General features: G+C 64.9%; 14 protein-coding genes and 1 rRNA gene. 7 read left to right on the top strand and 8 right to left on the bottom strand.

Annotated features, from left to right (window positions below; all coding sequences use genetic code 11):
* Positions 1-189: 189 nt before the first annotated feature.
* Positions 190-306: ribosomal RNA gene (rrf, locus tag J1M81_RS14730) — 5S ribosomal RNA — on the top strand.
* A 514-nt stretch (positions 307-820) separates the two neighbouring features.
* Here the strand turns inward: rrf and J1M81_RS14725 are convergent.
* Positions 821-2,410 carry an adenylate/guanylate cyclase domain-containing protein gene (locus J1M81_RS14725; RefSeq protein ID WP_206498254.1) on the bottom strand — a complete coding sequence of 530 codons (1,590 nt, stop codon included), beginning with the start codon at positions 2,408-2,410 and terminating at the stop codon, positions 821-823.
* 42 nt (positions 2,411-2,452) lie between these two features.
* On the opposite strand from J1M81_RS14725, the gene nucS reads away from it, so the two are divergent.
* Positions 2,453-3,124: an endonuclease NucS gene (gene nucS / locus J1M81_RS14720; RefSeq protein ID WP_027497682.1), complete on the top strand. Its 672-nt coding sequence runs from the start codon at positions 2,453-2,455 to the stop codon at positions 3,122-3,124.
* Between the two features lie 41 nt (positions 3,125-3,165).
* Entirely contained in the window at positions 3,166-3,483 is a 318-nt protein-coding gene (locus J1M81_RS26370; protein WP_072692233.1) for an ATP/GTP-binding protein, read from the top strand.
* 28 nt (positions 3,484-3,511) lie between these two features.
* Here the strand turns inward: J1M81_RS26370 and J1M81_RS14715 are convergent, their stop codons facing one another.
* Both J1M81_RS14715 and mce read right to left on the bottom strand, forming a co-directional pair.
* Entirely contained in the window at positions 3,512-4,474 is a 963-nt protein-coding gene (locus tag J1M81_RS14715; protein WP_027497681.1) for a hypothetical protein, read from the bottom strand.
* Between the two features lie 59 nt (positions 4,475-4,533).
* Entirely contained in the window at positions 4,534-5,010 is a 477-nt protein-coding gene (gene mce, locus J1M81_RS14710; protein WP_204857365.1) for a methylmalonyl-CoA epimerase, read from the bottom strand.
* A gap of 111 nt (positions 5,011-5,121) precedes the next feature.
* Between mce and J1M81_RS14705 the strand changes: the two genes are divergently transcribed.
* From J1M81_RS14705 to J1M81_RS14695, 3 genes are all read left to right on the top strand, one after another.
* Entirely contained in the window at positions 5,122-6,312 is a 1,191-nt protein-coding gene (locus tag J1M81_RS14705; RefSeq protein ID WP_206498253.1) for an acetyl-CoA C-acetyltransferase, read from the top strand.
* 65 nt (positions 6,313-6,377) lie between these two features.
* A complete protein-coding gene (locus J1M81_RS14700; RefSeq protein WP_176457953.1) occupies positions 6,378-6,749 on the top strand; it encodes a DUF3817 domain-containing protein in 372 nt (123 codons plus the stop codon).
* A gap of 47 nt (positions 6,750-6,796) precedes the next feature.
* Positions 6,797-7,744: a tetratricopeptide repeat protein gene (locus J1M81_RS14695; protein WP_230074654.1), complete on the top strand. Its 948-nt coding sequence runs from the start codon at positions 6,797-6,799 to the stop codon at positions 7,742-7,744.
* Between the two features lie 5 nt (positions 7,745-7,749).
* On the opposite strand, the gene J1M81_RS14690 is transcribed toward J1M81_RS14695, so the two are convergent.
* The 3 genes from J1M81_RS14690 to J1M81_RS14680 are packed head-to-tail and all read right to left on the bottom strand — an operon-like array spanning position 7,750 to position 13,418.
* On the bottom strand, positions 7,750-9,198 hold the full coding sequence (locus tag J1M81_RS14690; protein ID WP_206498252.1) for a metallopeptidase: 1,449 nt from the start codon (positions 9,196-9,198) through the stop codon (positions 7,750-7,752).
* Positions 9,199-11,400, bottom strand: a complete 2,202-nt coding sequence (glgB, locus tag J1M81_RS14685; RefSeq protein WP_032368540.1) for a 1,4-alpha-glucan branching protein GlgB — start codon at positions 11,398-11,400, stop codon at positions 9,199-9,201.
* Positions 11,401-11,411: 11 nt separating this feature from the next.
* The gene (locus J1M81_RS14680; protein ID WP_027497674.1) at positions 11,412-13,418 is read right to left on the bottom strand and encodes a maltotransferase domain-containing protein; all 2,007 of its coding nucleotides are present in this window, start codon (positions 13,416-13,418) and stop codon (positions 11,412-11,414) included.
* Positions 13,419-13,622: 204 nt separating this feature from the next.
* Between J1M81_RS14680 and glgP the strand changes: the two genes are divergently transcribed.
* Complete coding sequence (glgP, locus tag J1M81_RS14675) at positions 13,623-16,160, top strand: alpha-glucan family phosphorylase (RefSeq protein WP_206498251.1); 2,538 nt, start codon at positions 13,623-13,625, stop codon at positions 16,158-16,160.
* A 7-nt stretch (positions 16,161-16,167) separates the two neighbouring features.
* On the opposite strand, the gene J1M81_RS14670 is transcribed toward glgP, so the two are convergent.
* Together J1M81_RS14670 and J1M81_RS14665 are read right to left on the bottom strand one after the other, a co-directional pair.
* A complete protein-coding gene (locus J1M81_RS14670) occupies positions 16,168-18,216 on the bottom strand; it encodes an ATP-dependent DNA helicase (RefSeq protein ID WP_032399486.1) in 2,049 nt (682 codons plus the stop codon).
* A gap of 50 nt (positions 18,217-18,266) precedes the next feature.
* The gene (locus tag J1M81_RS14665; RefSeq protein WP_230590992.1) at positions 18,267-19,523 is read right to left on the bottom strand and encodes a nicotinate phosphoribosyltransferase; all 1,257 of its coding nucleotides are present in this window, start codon (positions 19,521-19,523) and stop codon (positions 18,267-18,269) included.
* Positions 19,524-19,591: the final 68 nt, after the last annotated feature.

Here is a 19,591-nt window from a genome sequence, read left to right as displayed (position 1 = left end):
AAGTACAGCAATGTATGCAGGTGACTGGTACTAATAGGCCGAGGACTTACCACAAAGAAGCTACGCGTCCACTGTGCAATATCTGAAACAACACACGAGTAGTTGTTCAGTAACACAACCGAATACACGAATCCGGCACCCCACACGAGTGTGGGTGACAGGTTCGCTCGTGACACTGTTTCGCAGAGTTACGGCGGCCATAGCGGAGGGGAAACGCCCGGTCCCATTCCGAACCCGGAAGCTAAGCCCTCCAGCGCCGATGGTACTGCACTCGACAGGGTGTGGGAGAGTAGGACACCGCCGAACACAACTTGAGCCAGACAACCCCCGACCATCACGGTCGGGGGTTGTTTGCATTCGAAACCACCACCCACGCAACAGTATTCACCCCTTTCGTTGAACTGAACGCGCAGGCATCGACACCTGCACCCCCAGTCCCATCACTCGTCATACGGACCGCCCGTCCCCTCGCCCCAGGGCCGCGAACGCGCGCGCACTCGCCGGACGCGAGCAGAACAGCGACACCAGACTGCGCGCACCCGACAAACGCGTGCGCGTTTGTCGGGCCGTCGAACCGGACCCAACCCCAACAAGCCAACTACTGCCCATCGAAGCTTGGCGATCGATAGTGGGCAAACTTCGATTCTGCAGACGCGCCCGCATTCGCGAGGCGCGTGCAGAATCGTCAGCGACGTCGTGAGCGTTCGACAAACGCGCGCGCATTCGCGAGGGGGACCGGGCACAGGACGGCCGAGTCGTCAGTGATGAAAACGGCAGGGGCACAGTGCACTACACGTACTGAGCCCAGCGATCGGGTGGATCAGGCGTGAACGGATTCGGCCTCGTCTGCGGAAACCTTCACGTCCTTGGGGTTCGCCAGAACTGTCTCTGCGGATCGTCCGCGAAGGGTTACTCGATCACCGAATTCCCAGCGGTCCGCTTCGTTTTCGGCAGCACCGTCTACCGCTGTCTTGGAAGCGAGTATCGCACCGGGAGCGCTCTTGGCCAGTTCCGATAGTCGCGCAGCCTCGTTTACCGGATCGCCGATGACGGTGTACTCGAATCTCGACTTTGCTCCCACATTGCCGGCAACGGCTCGGCCGGCTGCAACGCCGACGGCTGCGCTGCACTCGGGAACTTCGACCAGCAATCGGCGGGCAATGGCACGTGCGGCCGAGAGTGCCGATCCGCAGTGATCCGGAATGTCGTTCGGTGCTCCGAAGATGGCGAGCGCCGCGTCGCCCTCGAATTTGTTGATGAAGCCGCCGTGTTCGTCCACCTCGTCGACGACGACGGCGAAGAAGCGGTTGAGTAAATCCACTACGTCGGTCGGCGGTCGTGAAGCGGCCAATTCGGTGGAGCCCACCAGGTCGATGAAGAACACTGCGATATCGCGCTCCTGGCCCCCGAGTTCACTTTCGGACTGCAGGGCCTTCTCGGCTACTTCGTGTCCGACGTGTCGTCCGAACAGGTCGCGGATCTTCTCTCGATCGCGCACACCGTCGGCCATGCGGTTGAAACCGCTCTGCAGTTCGCCGAGCTCGGTGCCGTCGTACACCGCGAGTCGGACATCCATGTTGCCCTTCTCGACTTCGGCCATGCCCGCCCGCACGTTGTTGATGGGGGAGGTGGTCGCGAAACCGCCCAGGACGGTCAGGGCGAATCCGAAGACGATGGTGATGCCGCCGAGCGCGAGGATGGACACAGCGAGCTGGTTTGCACTGGTCTCGGGTCGAAGGAAGCGGAACACCGCGATCATCATCAGGCCGGAGACCGGAACGCCGGTTCCCAGCAACCACGACAGGATGGAACGCCCCATGACACCGGCGATTCGGATGCGTCGTGGGTCGCCCGCTTGCAGGGCACGAGCCGCGATGGGCCGCAGAGCGAACTCACTGAGCAGGTAGCTGAAGGCACATACAACTGTGCCGCCCGCGGCGATGGTGAACGCCACCTTCGGGATCGCCTGGGGGTCGATGATGCCGTCGATCGTGGTGAGCAGAATCAGTCCACCGGTCCACAGCGCAATCTGCATGCGCGTCAGGCGCCAGGGCATGGCCAGCGTCGCGACCTGCTCGGATCGGGTGGGCTCGCGATCCTCTATGCCCCACCGCAGACTGCTCAGCGCGCGTGTGGTGCCCCAGACGACACCGACCAGGAATGCCAGAAAGACGTACACCGGGACGACGATGAAGTTCACCCACCAGTAGCGGTCCATGTCCAGCACGTTCGGGCCTGGAACGACGACACTGATGAGGACACCGACGATCACCGCACCGATCAGGTTGGACAGGACCAGGAACACCGTCAGCAACAGCTGGATTCGGATCCGGCGTCGGCGCGGCGATTCGGTGGTGTCTCCGAGGAGCCGGGAACCCAGCGGAGCGGCAGATCGTCTGAATTGGGGCATGGTGGTCACAGAGTAACGGCCGTGCTGCCTTATGGTGGTCGAGTGCGTTTAGTTATTGCTCGTTGCCAAGTGGACTACATCGGCCGCCTCACTGCACATCTCCCTTCCGCTCGACGCCTGCTGCTCGTCAAGTCAGACGGATCGGTCAGTGTGCACGCGGACGACAGGGCGTACAAGCCCCTCAACTGGATGTCTCCGCCCTGTTGGATGGTCGAGACCACCGAGGACGAGACCATCAAATGGGTCGTCACCAACAAGGCGGGCGAAGAACTTCGCATCACGATCGACGACGTCGAACTCGATTCCAGTCATGAATTGGGGATCGATCCAGGGTTGGTCAAAGACGGTGTCGAGGCTCATCTGCAGGAGTTGCTCGCAGAACACGTCAACACCCTCGGTGAGGGGTACACCCTGGTGCGGCGTGAATACATGACGGCAATCGGACCGGTGGATCTGTTGTGCCGCAACGCAGATGGTGGCACTGTCGCCGTCGAGATCAAGCGTCGCGGTGAAATCGATGGTGTGGAGCAGTTGACTCGGTACCTCGAACTGCTCAATCGTGACCCGTTGCTGGCACCGGTCAGCGGTGTGTTCGCCGCACAGGTCATCAAGCCGCAGGCGAAGACTCTGGCCACCGATCGCGGTATTCGTTGTCTGACACTCGACTACGACGTTCTCCGCGGCACCGACAGCACCGAGTTCCGGCTCTTCTGACGTCTGTCTGTCGAAGCGGCGCGATTCTCTACACTGGATGCGTGCCTCGTCGCAATCAGCCCCGCAAAGCGAGTCGGAGTGGTCCGAGCAGTCTCGGCCCGGCTACCGATTCCGTCCTGGGCGGTAATCGCGTCGAGGTGGGTCCTGACGGGGACACGTACACGACGCGGATGATTCCCGGTGCCAAGGCCGTCAAGACCTACCGTTGCCCGGGCTGCGATCACGAGGTACGGCCAGGGGTCGCCCACATCGTGGCATGGCCGTCGGACGACTTCGGGGGAGCCGACAACCGCAGACATTGGCACACCGGGTGTTGGAGCGGCAGAAACACGCGAGGCCTCACCCGTAGATGGTCCTAGCGGGGGAGGCCGAGCGTGTGCCGCGAAGTCAGGACGCCGAGTCGGCGGATTCCTTCTCTTCGTCGTTGTCCTTCTCGGCCTTCGCCGCAGCCTTTTCTTCTTCTTTCTTGAGGATGGCCGTCGGGTCGGGGTTGTCCAGCAACTCGCTTTCGCGGTTGACCGAGGCCAGCATGGCCGGTACCGAATCGAGCTGGCCCCGGATACCCAGTAGCTGAGCGAGGACGCGACTTCGCAGCACGCGCAGCTCCTCGGCCAATTCCTTCGAGTGCGCGATGCGCCGCTCGGCCTGCTCGCTCGCGGACTGCAACCGGCGTGCGGCTTCGGTCGTCGCCTCCTCGATACGGCGAGCAGCATCGGCCTTGCTCGACGCTTCCAGTTCTTCGAGCGCGGTGAGCACCTTGGTGCGGCGCTCGGCCATCGTGATCTCGAAGTCTTCCTGAACCTCGGCGCGCTTGGCCTCGGACTCGGCAGCCAGCTTGTCGCGCTCAGCCTGTGCGGCCTCGACGACGCGCGCAGCCTCGGTGCGTGCCTGAGCCATGGTCTGCTCGTGCTCGGTTTCGAGTGCCGTGCGGCGCTCCTCGAGTTCTGCGACCAACGATTCGTGACGGCTTCGCAGGCGAGTGCTCTCCTGCTGCGCAACCGAGATCATCTCCTCGGACTCCGCGTGCGCCTTCGCGCGAACCTCGGAGGCCTCGTCCGACGCAAGTCGCAACATGCGGGAGATGCGATCGCTCATGCCTTCCGCGGTGGTCGGCGGCACCGAGAGACGGTCGATGTCCTTGCGCAGTTCGTCGATCTCGTCGCGAGCGTCGTCGAGTTGCTTGGCCAGATCACGCGCCTGTGCCGCGGCGGCATCACGGTCGGCCGTCGTCAGCCGTAATTCGGCGTCGAATCGCTCGAAGTAGTTGGTGACTTCGTCGCGATCGAACCCCTTCCGAACGATGGAAAAGGGAAGTTGCACCGTGGAAGTGCGTTCATGATCGATGGCCATGGCCGTCAATTTACCGGTGAGTCAAGTGGAGAGCCATACGGCGTAATCACCGAGTTCGGTCAGTGCGCGTTGTGGTTCGGTTCGACCAGTTCGATCAGTACTCCGCCTGCGTCCTTGGGGTGTACGAAGTTGATACGCGAATCGGCCGTACCACGGCGGGGGGCGTCGTAGAGCAACCGAACGCCGCGGGCGCGCAACTCGGTGGAGATCTCCTCGATGTCGGTTACTCGGTACGCCAATTGTTGGAGTCCGGGGCCGTTTCGGTCGATGAACTTCGCGATGGTCGAGGATTCGTCGATGGGCGCGAGCAACTGCAGTGCTGCCGACTTCTCGCCTGCCCCGGGGAACGAGAGCATCGCCTCGCGCACGCCCTGTTCTTCGTTGACTTCCTCGTGCACCGCAACCATGCCCAGGTGGTCGGTGTACCAGGCGATTGCGGCATCGAGATCGGGTACCGCGACACCGACGTGGTCGATAGCCGTCACCAGGTCGGAGCGGAGTGGGGCACCCGTGTAAGACTGCGTGCTGGAGGTCATGGACAAGACGTTAGCGTCAGCTGCGTCCCGGTGTTCCGCCAGGCTGGTATCGGTAGGAGCCTGGCGAGCGTTGATCTCGACAAGGCCGTCTTCACACTTTCGGAGGAAATCGTGACCACAACAGTCATCGTCGCCGGTGCTCGTACGCCCGTCGGGCGCTTCTCGGGTGCGCTCAAGGACTTCTCGGGTTCCGACCTCGGCGGAATTGCCATCAAGGGCGCACTCGAAAAGGCCGGCGTCGCTCCGGATCAGGTCGACTACGTCATCATGGGCCAGGTCCTCACTGCGGGTGCCGGGCAGATCCCGGCCCGACAGGCCGCCGTCGCTGCGGGTATCCCGATGACCGTTCCGGCTCTGACCATCAACAAGGTGTGTCTCTCCGGCGTCGACGCCATCGCGCTGGCCGGCCAGCTCATTCGCGCGGGTGAGTTCGAGATCGTCGTCGCCGGCGGCCAGGAATCGATGACCCAGGCACCGCACATGCTGGAGAAGTCGCGGGCGGGATTCAAGTACGGCGATGTCACCATGCGCGACCACCTCGCATACGACGGTCTGTACGACATCTTCACCGATCAGGCCATGGGTGCGCTCACCGAGCAGCGCAATCAGAGCTCGGAGGCGATCAGCCGTGAGGAGCAGGACACCTTCGCGGCCGGATCGCATCAGAAGGCTGCCGCGGCGTGGAAGAACGGGGTCTTCGACGACGAGGTAGTGCCCGTGTCGATCCCGCAGCGCAAGGGTGAACCCGTCCAGTTCACTGCCGACGAAGGAATCCGGGCCGACACCACGGTCGATTCCCTCGGCAAGCTTCGCCCCGCGTTCGACAAGGCGGGCACGGTCACTGCCGGATCCGCGTCGCAGATTTCCGACGGTGCCGCCGCCGTCGTCGTGATGAGCAAGGACAAGGCCGAGTCGCTCGGATTGACCTGGCTCGCCGAGATCGGCGCGCACGGTGTGGTGGCCGGCCCCGACTCCACCCTGCAGTCGCAGCCCGCTCGCGCCATCGCCAAGGCCTGCGCGAAGGAAGGCATCGACCCGAAGGACCTCGACGTCGTCGAGATCAACGAGGCGTTCGCAGCGGTCGGAATCGCGTCGACGCGTGAGCTCGGCATCGACCCGGAGATCGTCAACGTCAACGGCGGGGCGATTTCGATCGGTCATCCCCTCGGAATGTCGGGCGCTCGCATCGCACTGCACCTGGCTCTCGAGCTGCAGCGACGCGGTGGCGGAGTGGGCGCCGCAGCATTGTGCGGCGGCGGCGGACAGGGCGACGCGCTCATCGTTCGAGTCCCGAAGAGCTGAGTCGGTAGTGGCTCTGGTCCGATGAGACCAGAGCCACTACGTTCTGTCGTAGCAAACCGGGCACAATAGCGGGCATGACGAATTTCTTCGACCTGAGCAGCACGGCCAAACGCTTCCGTTTCATTGCCGTGCTCGAAGCGTTCACCTGGCTCGGACTACTGGTCGGCATGGCGTTCAAGTACCTGCCGGCCGACGGCAACGAGATCGGCGTGAAGATCTTCGGGCCCATCCACGGTGCGGTGTTCATCGTGTACCTTGCCGTTGCCGTTCTGACGGCCGTCAAGCTGAAGTGGGACGTCAAGGCCACGCTGCTGGCGCTGGTCGCGGCATTTCCGCCGTTCGGAACCGTGGTCTTCGAGATCTGGGCCGTGCGTACCGGACGCCTTGCCGAGCTGAGCAGTGGCCGACCCGCAGCCGACGCGAAGGTTCTGTCCTGACCGCCCGCCAGTGGATGACACATCGCGTTAGTGACAAACTGTAGGGCGTGACTCGACCCGGTTCCCGTCCTCCTGTCCGCCCGTCGGCCGCCGTCCCCGCATCCATTGCCGGAGCCGTCGACCTGTCCGTTCTCAAGGACCGTCCGGCACCTGCTCCCGCTGCCGAAGCCAGTGGCGATGCGGGAGGGTTGGCTCCCATCGTCGACGTGACCACGGCCAATTTCGAAGCCGAGGTTCTGCAGCGATCGATGCAGGTACCGGTCATCGTCGACCTGGGATCGGCTCGGTCGCCGCAGTCCCAGGCGTTGACGCGTCAGCTCGGGCAACTTGCCGTCGAGGCCGGCGGCACGTGGATACATGCCCGCGTCGATGTCGACTCCAATCCGCAGATCGCGCAGGCATTCGGCGTGCAGGCCATTCCCACGGTGGTTGCCGTCGCGGGTGGGCAGCCGCTCGCCGATTTCCAGGGCACGCAATCCGACGAGCAGTTGCGTCAGTGGCTGCAGGCCGTCGAGCAGGCAACCGCCGGAAAGCTGTCCGGTCCACCCGGGTCGGCTCCCGCCGCCGAGCCGGAACCCGAGGTCGAGGATCCGCGCATCGTCGCTGCGGAAGAGGCGATCGACGAGGGTGACTTCGACAAGGCAGCGGCGGCGTATCAGGCAATCATCGACGCCGAGCCGAAGAACACCGACGCGGTCGCCGCGCTGCGTCAGGTCAAGTTCTTGGCTCGGGTGCAGAACGTTGCACCCGATGCCGTCGAGGTGGCCGACGCCGATCCCGCCAACGTGCAGGCCCGGATCGATGCGGCCGACGCGGAAATGGCCGGGCAGCAGCCGGAACAGGCTTTCGCACGGCTCATCGACGGAATCAAGATCAGTGCGGGCGACGACCGCACGGCCCTGCGTACCCGCCTACTGGAGCTGTTCGAGTTGTTCGACGCCGCCGATCCTCTGGTGGTCTCGGCACGTCGTAAACTCGCGTCCGCTCTGTACTGAATCCCTCAGCTGTAGCGCGAATCGCACAGGGGCTTGCCGCCGAGAACTCCCGAGCGGAACGCGTCGACTCGGGAGAATCCGGACGGCAGCGTCGTTCCGTTGACGTCGCTGGCGGCCAATCCGTCGCTGAGTAAACCGGAGACGGCCTCGTCGAGATCGCCGGGAGAGAGCCGGATTTCGAGAGCGGCCTCGTTGGATTCGGCGCTCAACGCTGCGGTGATGACTCCGGACAGGCATGCGGATCGAAGTGCGGTCTGCGGGTCGTCGAGCGTCTGGCCCGCTTCCTTCTGTACTGCGAGGGTGTAGCGAGACGCGAACAGTACGTACGCGCTGTAGTCACCGGATACGTTGAGTGGCAGGATGTCTCCGCGCTGAGGTGTCTCGGGTTGCCCTATTTCGGCCAGGTCCTCCACATCGACACCGATGGTGTTGGTCGACGGGCAGTACGACACCGGAGAGGTCGCCTCGGCGTCCGTGCACTCGGTGTCCGATCCCGAGTAGTCCACGGTCGGCGGATCGGCGACGGGAAGCGCCGTCTCGAACGATCGCGTGAATGCGCCCAGGGAGTCCTCGGTGACCGGTAGCTCACCGGAATCGTCGGCGCTGTCGAACTTCTGCGGCAACGACGCTCGGCGTGAATCGATTTCGGCCTCGTCGATGCGTGTGCAGGCAGCTGCACCGTCGGTGAACCCGATCTGAACGGCAGTCACTCGCTCGAATGCAGACCCGTGCACCGATTCGGGATCGTTGGGGTCCACGTCGCGCACCGCGACGGTCGCAGCAAGAACACCGTTGAGCCCATCCGAGGTGTTGATGGTGAAGTGCGGCGAATCGCCTTCTGCGACATGGCGGATGAATGCGCCGGCGAAACAGTCGGCTTGCTGCTCGGCCACGATGGTCGGGGTGTCGTCGCCGACGAGTCCCGACTGATGCTGGATCGCGTGGCCGTATTCGTGCGCGATCACCATGACCACCGACATCGGCCCGAACGCGTCGACCAACGCCGGAAGCAGAATGGTGCGGTCCCACCCGATCGAGTCGTCGCGGGTGCAGTACGCGGCATTGGGGACTCCACCGGTTCTGTCTCCACAGAACCGGATGCCGGATCCCTCGTCCTCCGACGCATCCCACGAGGTCAATGTCGAGACCGGCGTGAACGAGCCCTTGAACAGGGCCGGATACTGCTCGGCCCAGAACTGCTGGATGTCGTCGATCGCGTTGGTTGCCAAGATGTCCGAGTCGGTGCCTTCGGCGTTCTCGACGGCGATGGTCGAATCCGGTACTCCCGGACGCGGTCCGCTCGGTCCGCTGGTGACCGGAAGGCCGGCGACCGTGAACGGATTCTCGTAGATCGACACTGCATTACCGCCGACGGTGGCGGCGCACGATGTCAACAGTAGTAACCCTGCAGTGGCGGCCGCAGCCAGAAGTCGTGGTCTGCGGCCGCCGGTCATCTACTGCTCCAATTTGATCCAGATCGCCCCGTTGGCGGGAAGTGCAACCTGGCCTGATGCCGGTCGACCGTGCCACGAGTGCGATGTTGCCGTCACTTCACCCAGGTTGCCCATTCCGGAGCCGCCGTACTCCGTTGCATCGGTGTTGAGGATCTCGATCCAACGGCCTGGTTCCGGTAGTCCCACACGATAGCTGCCGTGCTCGGAACCGGAGAAGTTGAAAATACACGCGACAACCGAACCGTCGGAGCCGTACCTCAGAAAGCTGAGCACGTTGTTCTCGGTGTCGTTGGCGTCGATCCACGAGTAGCCACTGGGCGAGGTGTCCAGCGTCCACAGTGCCGGATGCGACCGGTACGTCGAGTTCAGATCTGCGACAAGCGATTTCACACCTCGGTGCAACGGCTCCTCGTCGATCTGGTACCAGTCCAGGCCTCGTTCCTCGGACCATTCGCGAGTCTGACCGAACTCCTGACCCATGAACAGCAACTGCTTGCCCGGATGTGCCCACATGTAGGCGAGCATTCCGCGCAGCCCTGCGGCCTTGGCGTAGTCGTCCCCGGGCATGCGGGTCCACAGCGTGCCCTTGCCGTGCACCACCTCGTCGTGGCTGATGGGCAGCAGGTAGTTCTCGCTCCACGCGTAGACGAGCGAGAACGTGATCTCGTGGTGGTGGTAGCTGCGGTGGATGGGATCGCGCCCGACGAAGCCGAGGGTGTCGTGCATCCACCCCATGTTCCACTTCATGTTGAACCCGAGCCCGCCGACGTTCGTCGGGCGAGTGACGCCCGGCCAGGCGGTCGACTCCTCGGCAACGGTGACGACTCCGCGGTGCTTCTTGTGCACCGTGGCGTTCATCTCCTGCAGGAAGGACACCGCTTCGAGGTTTTCTCGGCCACCGTAGATGTTGGGCGACCAGCCGCCCTCGGGACGCGAGTAGTCCAGGTACAGCATCGAGGCGACGGCGTCGACGCGCAGTCCGTCGATGTGGAATTCGTCGATCCAGTAGAGCGCGTTCGCGACCAGGAAGTTGCGGACCTCGCGTCGGCCGAAGTCGAAAACCAGTGTGCCCCAGTCGAGTTGCTCGCCTCGCTGCGGGTCTCCGTGCTCGTAGAGCGGCCCACCGTCGAAGCGGGCGAGGGCCCATTCGTCCTTGGGGAAGTGAGCGGGGACCCAGTCGACGATGACGCCGATGCCGGCGCTGTGCAGGTGATCGACGAAGAACCGGAAGTCGTCCGGACTGCCGAACCTGGACGTCGGTGCGTAGTAGGACGTCACCTGGTAGCCCCAGGATCCGCCGAACGGGTGCTCGGCGACCGGGAGCAACTCCACGTGAGTGAAGCCAGTCTCGATGATGTACTCGGCCAGTTGCTCGGCCAGCTCCCGGTAACCCAGGCCCGGTCGCCACGACGCCAGATGGATCTCGTAGACGCTCATCGGAGCCTGCGTGGGTTCGATGCCGGCTCGGGTGTCGAGCCACTTCTCGTCGTTCCAGGTGTACGTCGACGCGGTCACGACCGACGCGGTGGACGGCGGAACCTCGGTGGCGAAGGCCATCGGGTCGGCCTTGTCTTTCACCGAACCGTCGGAGCCGTGGACGCGGAACTTGTACAGGGCACCGGGTTCGATGTTCGGGACGAACAGCTCCCAGACTCCGGTGGAGCCGAGGACGCGCATCGGCCAACTACGGCCGGTCCACCCGTCGAAGTCGCCCACCAGCGTGACGCCCTGGGCGGCAGGGGCCCACACCGCGAACGAGGTGCCGGTGACGGGACCGTCGGGAGTGGCGTACGACTGCTGGTGCGCTCCGAGGATGTCCCACAGACGCTCGTGGCGACCTTCGCCGAACAGGTGCAGGTCGAGTTCACCGAGGGTCGGTAGGAACCGGTACCCGTCGGCAGATTCGGACACGTGCCCACCTGGCCAGGTGACCACGAGCCGGTAATCGATCAGGTCCTCGACCGGCACCAGCGCAGAGAAGAGGCCGTGGGCGACGTGGGTCAACTCGTGGTCGACGCCTCCGACGCGCGCGATCACTTTCTCCGCGTCGGGCTTCAGCGCACGAATCGCTGTTCCGCCCGGCACGGGGTGCGCGCCGAGCACGGAATGCGGGTTGTAGTGCCGACCAGCGGCGAGGAGATCGAGGTCGTTGTCGGACGGGGCTGCGACGGTGTCTTCGGGCGTCGTCGGATTCTTGGTCACGTTGAATCCACTCACTTTCGGTTGCCGCGGTAGGCCAGTTCGATTCGTGCCGGATAGGGAATGTGGGGGAGCGTGAATATGTGCGCCACCGAGGTCCAGGGCTCGAGTCGGACGAAGTTGGTGTGGCCCCAGTCGTAATGGATGCCGCTTACCTCGTCCTTGATCGTCAGGGTGTCCTGCCAGTCGTGACCGAGCGCGGGCATGTCCAGATGGACGGTGCCCTCCTCGGCTCCGAACGGGTTGAGGTTGATGACCACCAACACCGAGTCGCCGGTCTGCGGATCGAACTTGGAGTATCCGATCAGCGCTTCGTTGTCGATCGTGTGGAAATGGATGTTGCGCAGTTGTTGCAGGGCCGGATGCGCACGGCGGATGGAATTGAGGGTGGTGATCCACGGCTCCAACGATTCACCGCGGGCGAGCGCACCCTCGAAGTCGCGCGGTCGCAACTGGTACTTCTCGGAGTCCAGATACTCTTCGCTGCCCTCGCGCACGGCCTGATGTTCGTACAGTTCGTACCCGGAGTACACGCCCCACGTCGGAGCCAGGGTGGCGGCCAGAGCTGCTCGCAGAGCGAACATTCCGGGTCCTCCGTGTTGCAGGCTCTCGTGCAGGATGTCCGGGGTGTTGACGAACAGGTTGGGCCGCGCGTCGTCGGCGCGTCGGGCATGCTCCTCGGCGAACTCGGTCAGCTCCCACTTCGCGGTACGCCACGTGAAGTACGTGTACGACTGCGTGAACCCACGTTGCGCGAGACCGTACATGCGAACCGGCCGGGTGAACGCCTCGGCCAGGAACAGCACGTCCGGATCGGTCTTCTTGACCTCGGCGATGAGCCATTCCCAGAAGTCCGGTGGCTTGGTGTGTGGATTGTCGACTCGGAAAATCTTGACGCCCAACGAGATCCAGTATCGGACCACGCGTAGCACTTCCTCGTAGATGCCACGGCGGTCGTTGTCGAAATTGATCGGGTAGATGTCCTGGTACTTTTTCGGCGGATTCTCGGCGTACGCGATGGTGCCGTCCGGCAACACCGTGAACCACTCCGAATGTGTTGCGGCCCATGGATGATCCGGAGCGGCCTGCAGGGCAAGATCGAGCGCCACTTCGAGGCCGTGCTCTCGCGAGGCGTCGACGAACGCACGGAAGTCGTCCTCGGTTCCCAGCTCGGGATGGATCGCGTCGTGCCCGCCGTCCTTGGATCCGATAGCCCACGGCGAACCGACATCCTCGGGGCCCGGAGTCAACGTGTTGTTCGGGCCCTTGCGGTTGATCGTGCCGATCGGGTGGATCGGAGGCAGGTAGACGATGTCGAAGCCCATGCGCGCTATGCGCGGCAACTGCTCGATGGATGTCGCGAACGTGCCGTGCCGCGGTGATCCGTCCTCGTTCCACCCGCCCGTGGAGCGCGGGAAGAACTCGTACCAGGCACCGTTGAGGGCCAGGTTTCGGTCGACCCACACGTTCACGGCCCGTGATCTGGTCACCAGCTCGCGCAGCGGGTGCTGGAACAGCAGCTCGGTGACCGACGATGCGAACGCCGAGGACACGCGCGCCGGCAGCGGGCGGTCGGTGTCGCGCAGGCCGGCGGCGACGTCGGCGAGCAGCTGCCTGCTCTCCGCAGGAACGCCGGTGGCAGCGCGGAGGAACAGGCGCGCCCCGATCTCGAGGTCGTTGGCGAGTTCGTGGGCGCTCTGGCCCACTCCGAGCTTCGCTTCGACGGCGTGACGCCAGGTGCTGATCGGGTCGCTCCACGCCTCGATACGGCAGATCCAGTAGCCGGGCCGGGATGGGACGAACACCGCGTCGAACGTGTCCGGCTCGTGGCCGGGCGTCATCGGGATGCGTTCGAGCTTGCCTCCCGGTCCACGCACCGACAGCGTCGCGGCCACTGCGTCGTGACCCTCGCGCCAGACATCGGCGGAAACTGGAAACGTCTCGCCCACCACCGCTTTCGCGGGGTATTTCCCGGTCGTCGTATCTGGAAGGACATTGTCGATACCAAGTCGACCTGTCACTTCACACTCCATTCTTCGTTAGAGGTATGGCTGCGCGGGCGCAACCTCTGATCGAACCGATATTTGGTGTGCTTCTACTCGTCAACCGTAGTGCAGCAGCGCAGATGGCGCGTGCGCCGACGCATACTGCCCGCGACGGGCGCACGAGGAAATTTTCGCCGAGCGCCCCATCGACACAGGTATCCGTGGGTAGGGTTCGGCTCTGTGAAAGCCTTGCGTCGATTCACCGTCCGAGCCCACCTTCCCGCCCGTCTGAATGCCCTCGCCGAGCTGTCGACAAACCTCAGGTGGTCGTGGCATTCGGCCACGCAGGATCTTTTCGAGCACATCGATCCGCTGCTGTGGACCGAACTCGAACGCGATCCGGTGGCTGTGCTCGGTGCCGTGGCACCCGGACGGCTCGAAGAACTCGCCGAAGACGCATCGTTCCTGGCCGAACTGGACGCCGCCGAGGCGGATCTACACGACTACCTCGCCCGACCCCTCTGGTACCAGAACGAGCTCGCCGAGGGGCGAGCTCTGCCGTCGGGCATCGGTTATTTCTCGATGGAGTTCGGAGTCACCGAGGTGCTGCCGAACTACTCGGGTGGGCTCGGCATTCTGGCCGGCGACCACCTCAAGGCGGCGTCGGATCTCGGTCTACCGCTGATCGGCGTCGGACTGCTCTACCGCTCGGGGTACTTCCGGCAATCGCTGACGGCCGACGGCTGGCAGGCCGAGCGTTACCCGTCCCTGGACCCGCACGGTCTGCCGCTACGACTGCTCACCGACGACAACGACTCACCGGTGTTGATACACGTGTCGATGCCGGGGTCGCGCGTGCTGCGGGCCCGCGTGTGGATCGCTCAGGTGGGACGCGTTCCGCTGCTGCTGCTCGATTCCGACATCGCCGACAACGATCCCGAGCTCAGAGGAGTCACCGACCGCCTGTACGGAGGCGATCAGGACCACCGCATCAAGCAGGAGATCCTCGCCGGTATCGGCGGAGTACGCGCGATCAGGGCCTACACGCGCGCGCACGGTCTGCCCGATCCCGAGGTGTTCCACATGAACGAGGGCCACGCCGGCTTCCTCGGGGTCGAACGCATCCGTGAACTCGTCACCGGTAGCGGGTTGGACTTCGATTCGGCGTTGGCCGCCGTCCGGGCGGGCACGGTGTTCACCACCCACACCCCGGTGCCTGCCGGCATCGACAGGTTCCCCGCCGATCTGGTGCGGCACTACTTCGGCGGTAGCGACGGTGCACCGGACTCGGCCCTGTTGCCGGGATTGCCGATGAGCCGAATTCTGGCGCTGGGCGGCGAGAGTGATCCGTCGGTGTTCAACATGGCGCACATGGGCCTTCGCTTGGGGCAGCGCGCCAACGGAGTGTCGAAGCTGCACGGAATCGTCAGCCGCGAGATGTTCAACGGCCTGTGGCAAGGATTCGACGCGTCGGAGGTGCCGATCGGATCGGTGACCAACGGTGTCCATGCGCCGACGTGGGCGGCGCGGGAATGGGACGAGGGGGAGGCCGAGGCAGGTGGGCCGTTGTCCTCGGAGCAGGTGTGGTCCACTCGAAACGCGTTGCGCGCGCAGTTGGTGGACGAGGTGCGCCGAAGGGTGCGGCGTTCGGCACTGGAGCGAGGGTCGACCGAGGCCGAGATAAGTTGGACTGCAAATGTATTCGATCCCGACGTGTTGACCGTCGGCTTTGCTCGACGCGTACCGACGTACAAGCGTCTGACGCTCATGCTGCGCGAACCCGAGCGATTGCGGGCGATGTTGCTCGATCCCGTCCGCCCGGTTCAGCTGGTGGTAGCCGGAAAATCGCACCCGGCCGACGACGGTGGAAAGGCGCTCATTCAGCAGATCGTCAAGTTCGCCGACGAGGCCGATGTGCGACACCGCATCGTGTTCCTACCCGACTACGACATGTCCATGGCGCGCTTTCTGTACTGGGGATGCGATGTGTGGCTGAACAATCCGTTGCGACCCCTCGAGGCCTGCGGTACGTCCGGAATGAAGTCGGCGCTCAACGGCGGCCTCAACCTGTCGATTCGCGACGGATGGTGGGACGAGATGTACGACGGCGAAAACGGGTGGGCGATCCCGACGGCCGACGGCATCACCGACGACAATCGCCGCGACGATCTGGAAGCCGCTGCCCTCTACGAATTGCTCGAGCAGGCGGTGCTGCCGAAATTCTACGATCGCGGGGAGGACGGTGTGCCGGCTCGCTGGATCGAGATGGTCCGACACACACTGGAACAGCTGGGACCGAAAGTGTTGGCATCGCGCATGGTTCAGGACTACACACTCGGCTACTACGCGCCCGCTGCGCACTCCGCCCGGGCGGTGTCGTCCGACGGCTACCACGGCGCGAAGGATGTTGCGTCGTACCGCGGCCGCGTCGAGCAGGCGTGGCGCAACGTGAAAGTCACCCGAGTCGACAGCGAGGGGTTGCCGGACACCCCCGTCATCGGTGCCGAACTGTCGCTGCGCGCCATCGTCGACCTCGGCGGTATGGAACCCGGTGCCGTCGTGGTGCAGACCGTGGTGGGACGCGTCGACGAGGGCGAGGACCTCAGCGACATTCGCACCACCGAGATGTCGCACGTGGGCAGTGAGGGCGACGAGCACGTGTACGCGGGCGAGACGCGGCTACCGCACAGTGGAGCGGTGGGCTACACGGTGCGGGTGTTGCCGCGGCACCACGGGCTTGCCTCCGATTCCGAGCTCGGTCTGGTGTCGACGCCGTAGGGGGCAGCTAATTTCCGGCCAGGCGGGTGAGGGCCTTGCGGACCACCTCCGGGTCGGAGGTCTCCCAGAACGGCGGCAAGGACGCGCGCAGATAGCCGCCGTACCGGGCGGTCGCCAGGCGCGAATCGAGCACGGCGACAACACCTTTGTCGTCGACGCTACGGAGCAGTCGACCGACGCCCTGCGCCAGTAACAGGGCAGCGTGGTTGGCGGCCACCGCGAGAAAGCCGTTGCCGCCACGTGATTCGACGGCCTGCTGCCGAGCCACCAGTAGCGGATCGTCGGGCCGGGGGAACGGAATTCGATCCAGGATCACCAGGCTCAGCGACGGACCGGGCACATCGACGCCCTGCCACAGCGACAGCGTCCCGAACAGTGAGGTGGCCTCGTCGTCGGCGAACTTCTGCACCAGTGCGCCGGTGGAATCGTCACCCTGGCAGAGGATCGGGGTGTCGAGTCGTTCGCGCATCTCCTCTGCCGCGGCCTTGGCGGCGCGCATCGACGAGAACAGCCCGAGCGTCCGACCACCGGCTGCCTCGACGAGCGATTCGATCTCGTCGAGCGAGGACTTGGACAGGCCGTCGCGTCCGGGCGGAGACAGATGTTTGGCGATGTACATGATGCCGGCGCGAGCGTGATCGAACGGCGAGCCCACGTCCAACGAATTCCAGCGAATGGATCCGTTGTCCGAGGGTGGTTCCACTCCCGACGCCATGGCTGTGTCACTGCGGGAGGGCTTCTCTGCGGGCAGGCCCCAATTGACGGCCAGGCCGTCGAAGGATCCGCCGACGGTGAGCGTCGCCGAGGTCAGCACCACGGTGGATTCGGCGAACAACCGTGCGCGCAGCAGCCCGCCCACCGAGAGCGGAGCAATGCGAACGGTGCGTTTGACGTTTCCTCGGAAATCGTCGACGGCGTGCCAGACGACGTCCTTGCGCTTGGCCGGGTCGGGCTCGTCGAAGGCAGTGAGCACTCGTACGGCGCTGTCGTGCACCTCGTCGACTGCCACGAGTGCTGCGCTGCGGGCCGCGGCGGCCTCGGGATCACTGCCCGCCATGCCCTGTTTGTTCGGGCCGATCGCGGTGCGCACGGCCCAGGCGGCGTCGCGGACGGACGCCAGGGCCGGTCCGACGCCGTCGGGAAGGGACTGCCATCGACCGGGCGGTAGTTCGTCCAGAATCGCGGCCCAGTTCTCGGCAGCTCCTTCGAGCTGATCGACGGTCTCTTCCTCGATGAGCTTGGCGCTACGGCGTGCGGCCGCGGTGACGGTGGCGGCCGAAAGCTCTTCAGTAGCAACGCCGGTCACTCGGTCGACCAATTCGTGGGCCTCGTCGACGACCACGACGTCGTGCTCGGGCAGGATCTGAATTCCGGTGATCGCGTCGATGGCGAGCAGCGCGTGGTTGGTCACGACCACGTCGACCTGTGCGGCCTCGGTGCGGGCGCGCTCGGCAAAGCAGTCCTCGCCGACGGGGCACCGCGATTTCCCGAGGCACTCGCGAGCGGTGACGCTGACCTGACGCCACGCCTGGTCGCTCACGCCGGGCACCACGTCGTCGCGATCTCCCGTTTCGGTCTCCGAGGACCACTTGGTCAGCCGGACCACTTCGCGGCCCATCCGCGAGACGGCGAACGGGTCGAACAACTCCGCGTCCGGTGCCTCCTGTGCGGCACCGGTGTGAATCTTGTTCATGCACAGATAATTGTTGCGGCCCTTGAGGATCGCGAACTTCGGACGCCGACCCACAGCTTCGGTCAGTGCGTCGGACAGACGTGGAAGGTCGCGGTCGACCAACTGTCGCTGCAGCGCGATCGTGGCCGTCGAGACGATGACGGTCTTCCCCGATTCGACCGCATGCCTGATGCTGGGCACGAGATACGCGAGGGACTTGCCGGTGCCCGTGCCCGCCTGCACCGCGAGATGCTCGCCGGTGTCGATCGAATGCGCCACGGCAGAGGCCATCGTCAGCTGATTGCTGCGTTCCTTGCCACCGAGCGAGTGCACCGCAACCTGCAGGAGAGCGGGAACGGTGGGCAACTCGGTCTTCGACGGCACCGATGCAGACTACTGCCGATCGCCCACCGGGTTCGGCACCGACACCGCCCCTAGCCCAGGGCGAACCGGGTCGGTATCGCCGGTTCGCCCTGGGACAGGGCGAGCCCCTCCCACGGCAGGCTGACCAGGCGTCGCGCGAGGAGGTCCCGGCCCTCGGCAAGGGTCGGTAGGTCGGAGACGCGCCGGCCGCCACGCATCAGCGGCGTGGTCAACGTCTCCACCGTCAGACCGTCCTCGACCGTCGGGGCAGCGTCGAACGGGTGCACTATTTCCTCGACTGCCGTACCGGTCCCACGCGCGGTCCGCAGCGCTGCCTTGGTACCCCCGCGCGATTCCTTGTGACTGCTGCGCTTGGCGACGGGAATGCCGTCGACGGTGACCAGCTTGTAGACCATTCCTGCCGTCGGCGCGCCCGAACCGGTGACCAGCGACGTGCCGACGCCGTACGAATCGACGGGTTCTGCACGCAGCGCGGCGATCGCGTACTCGTCGAGGTCTCCGGAGACGACGATCCGCGTGTTCGGCGCACCGAGAGCGTTCAATTGGGCGCGGACCTGACGGGCGAGGACACCGAGGTCGCCGGAGTCGATGCGGACACCACCGAGCTCCGGACCGGCCACCTCGATCGCGTTGGCCACGCCCTGCTTGATGTCGTAGGTATCGACCAGCAGTGTCGTTCCCACCCCGAGCGCTCGGACCTGAGCGGCAAAAGCGGCCTTCTCGTCGGGGCCGTCGGCGGTGGTGTGCAGCAGCGTGAACGAGTGGGCCGACGTGCCTGCTCCGGGGACGCCGTGGCGTCGGACTGCTTCGAGGTTGGACGTCGCGGTGAAGCCGGCCAAGTAGGCCGCTCGCGATGCCGCGACCGCCGCCTCCTCGTGGGTGCGCCGCGACCCCATTTCGATGATCGGCCTGGCCTCGGCGGAGGCGACCATGCGCGCTGCCGCAGAGGCGATTGCGCTGTCGTGATTGAGAATCGACAGCACCACGGTTTCCAGGACCACGCACTCGGCGAACGTGCCGCGGACCGTCAGGACGGGGGAGCCGGGAAAGTACAGCTCGCCCTCGCGGTAGCCGTCGATGTCGCCGGTGAAGCGGTAGTTGCGCAGCCACTCGACGGTGTCGGCGTCGAGAAACTTCGACACGACACGCAGCTCGTCCGGGCCGAATCGGAAGCGATCGACGGCGTCGAGAATGCGCTCGGTGCCGGCCACGACGCCGTATCGGCGGCCGCCGGGTAGCCTGCGGGCGAAGACCTCGAAACTGCACGGTCTGTCTGCATAGCCGCTGGCCAGGGCCGCGGATAGCATCGTGTACTCGTACTGGTCGGTCAGCAGTGCAGTGCTGGCTCCGTGGCTGGAAAGCGTGTGATCGGTGG

The organism is Rhodococcus sp. KRD175, from assembly GCF_017168275.1.
Lineage (GTDB): Bacteria > Actinomycetota > Actinomycetes > Mycobacteriales > Mycobacteriaceae > Rhodococcoides > Rhodococcoides fascians.
The sequence above is the reverse complement of the archived record's forward strand: the minus strand, read 5'-3'. Positions and strand labels throughout refer to the sequence as shown.

What these genes read in the sequence shown, in the direction of transcription:
- J1M81_RS14690 (WP_206498252.1), bottom strand. Translation starts at nt 9,198, where the DNA reads ATGACCGGCGGCCGCAGACCACGACTTCTGGCTGCGGCCGCCACTGCA.
- mce (WP_204857365.1), bottom strand. Translation starts at nt 5,010, where the DNA reads ATGACCTCCAGCACGCAGTCTTACACGGGTGCCCCACTCCGCTCCGAC.
- J1M81_RS14715 (WP_027497681.1), bottom strand. Translation starts at nt 4,474, where the DNA reads ATGGCCATCGATCATGAACGCACTTCCACGGTGCAACTTCCCTTTTCC.
- J1M81_RS14725 (WP_206498254.1), bottom strand. Translation starts at nt 2,410, where the DNA reads ATGCCCCAATTCAGACGATCTGCCGCTCCGCTGGGTTCCCGGCTCCTC.
- J1M81_RS14665 (WP_230590992.1), bottom strand. Translation starts at nt 19,523, where the DNA reads ATGCTATCCGCGGCCCTGGCCAGCGGCTATGCAGACAGACCGTGCAGT.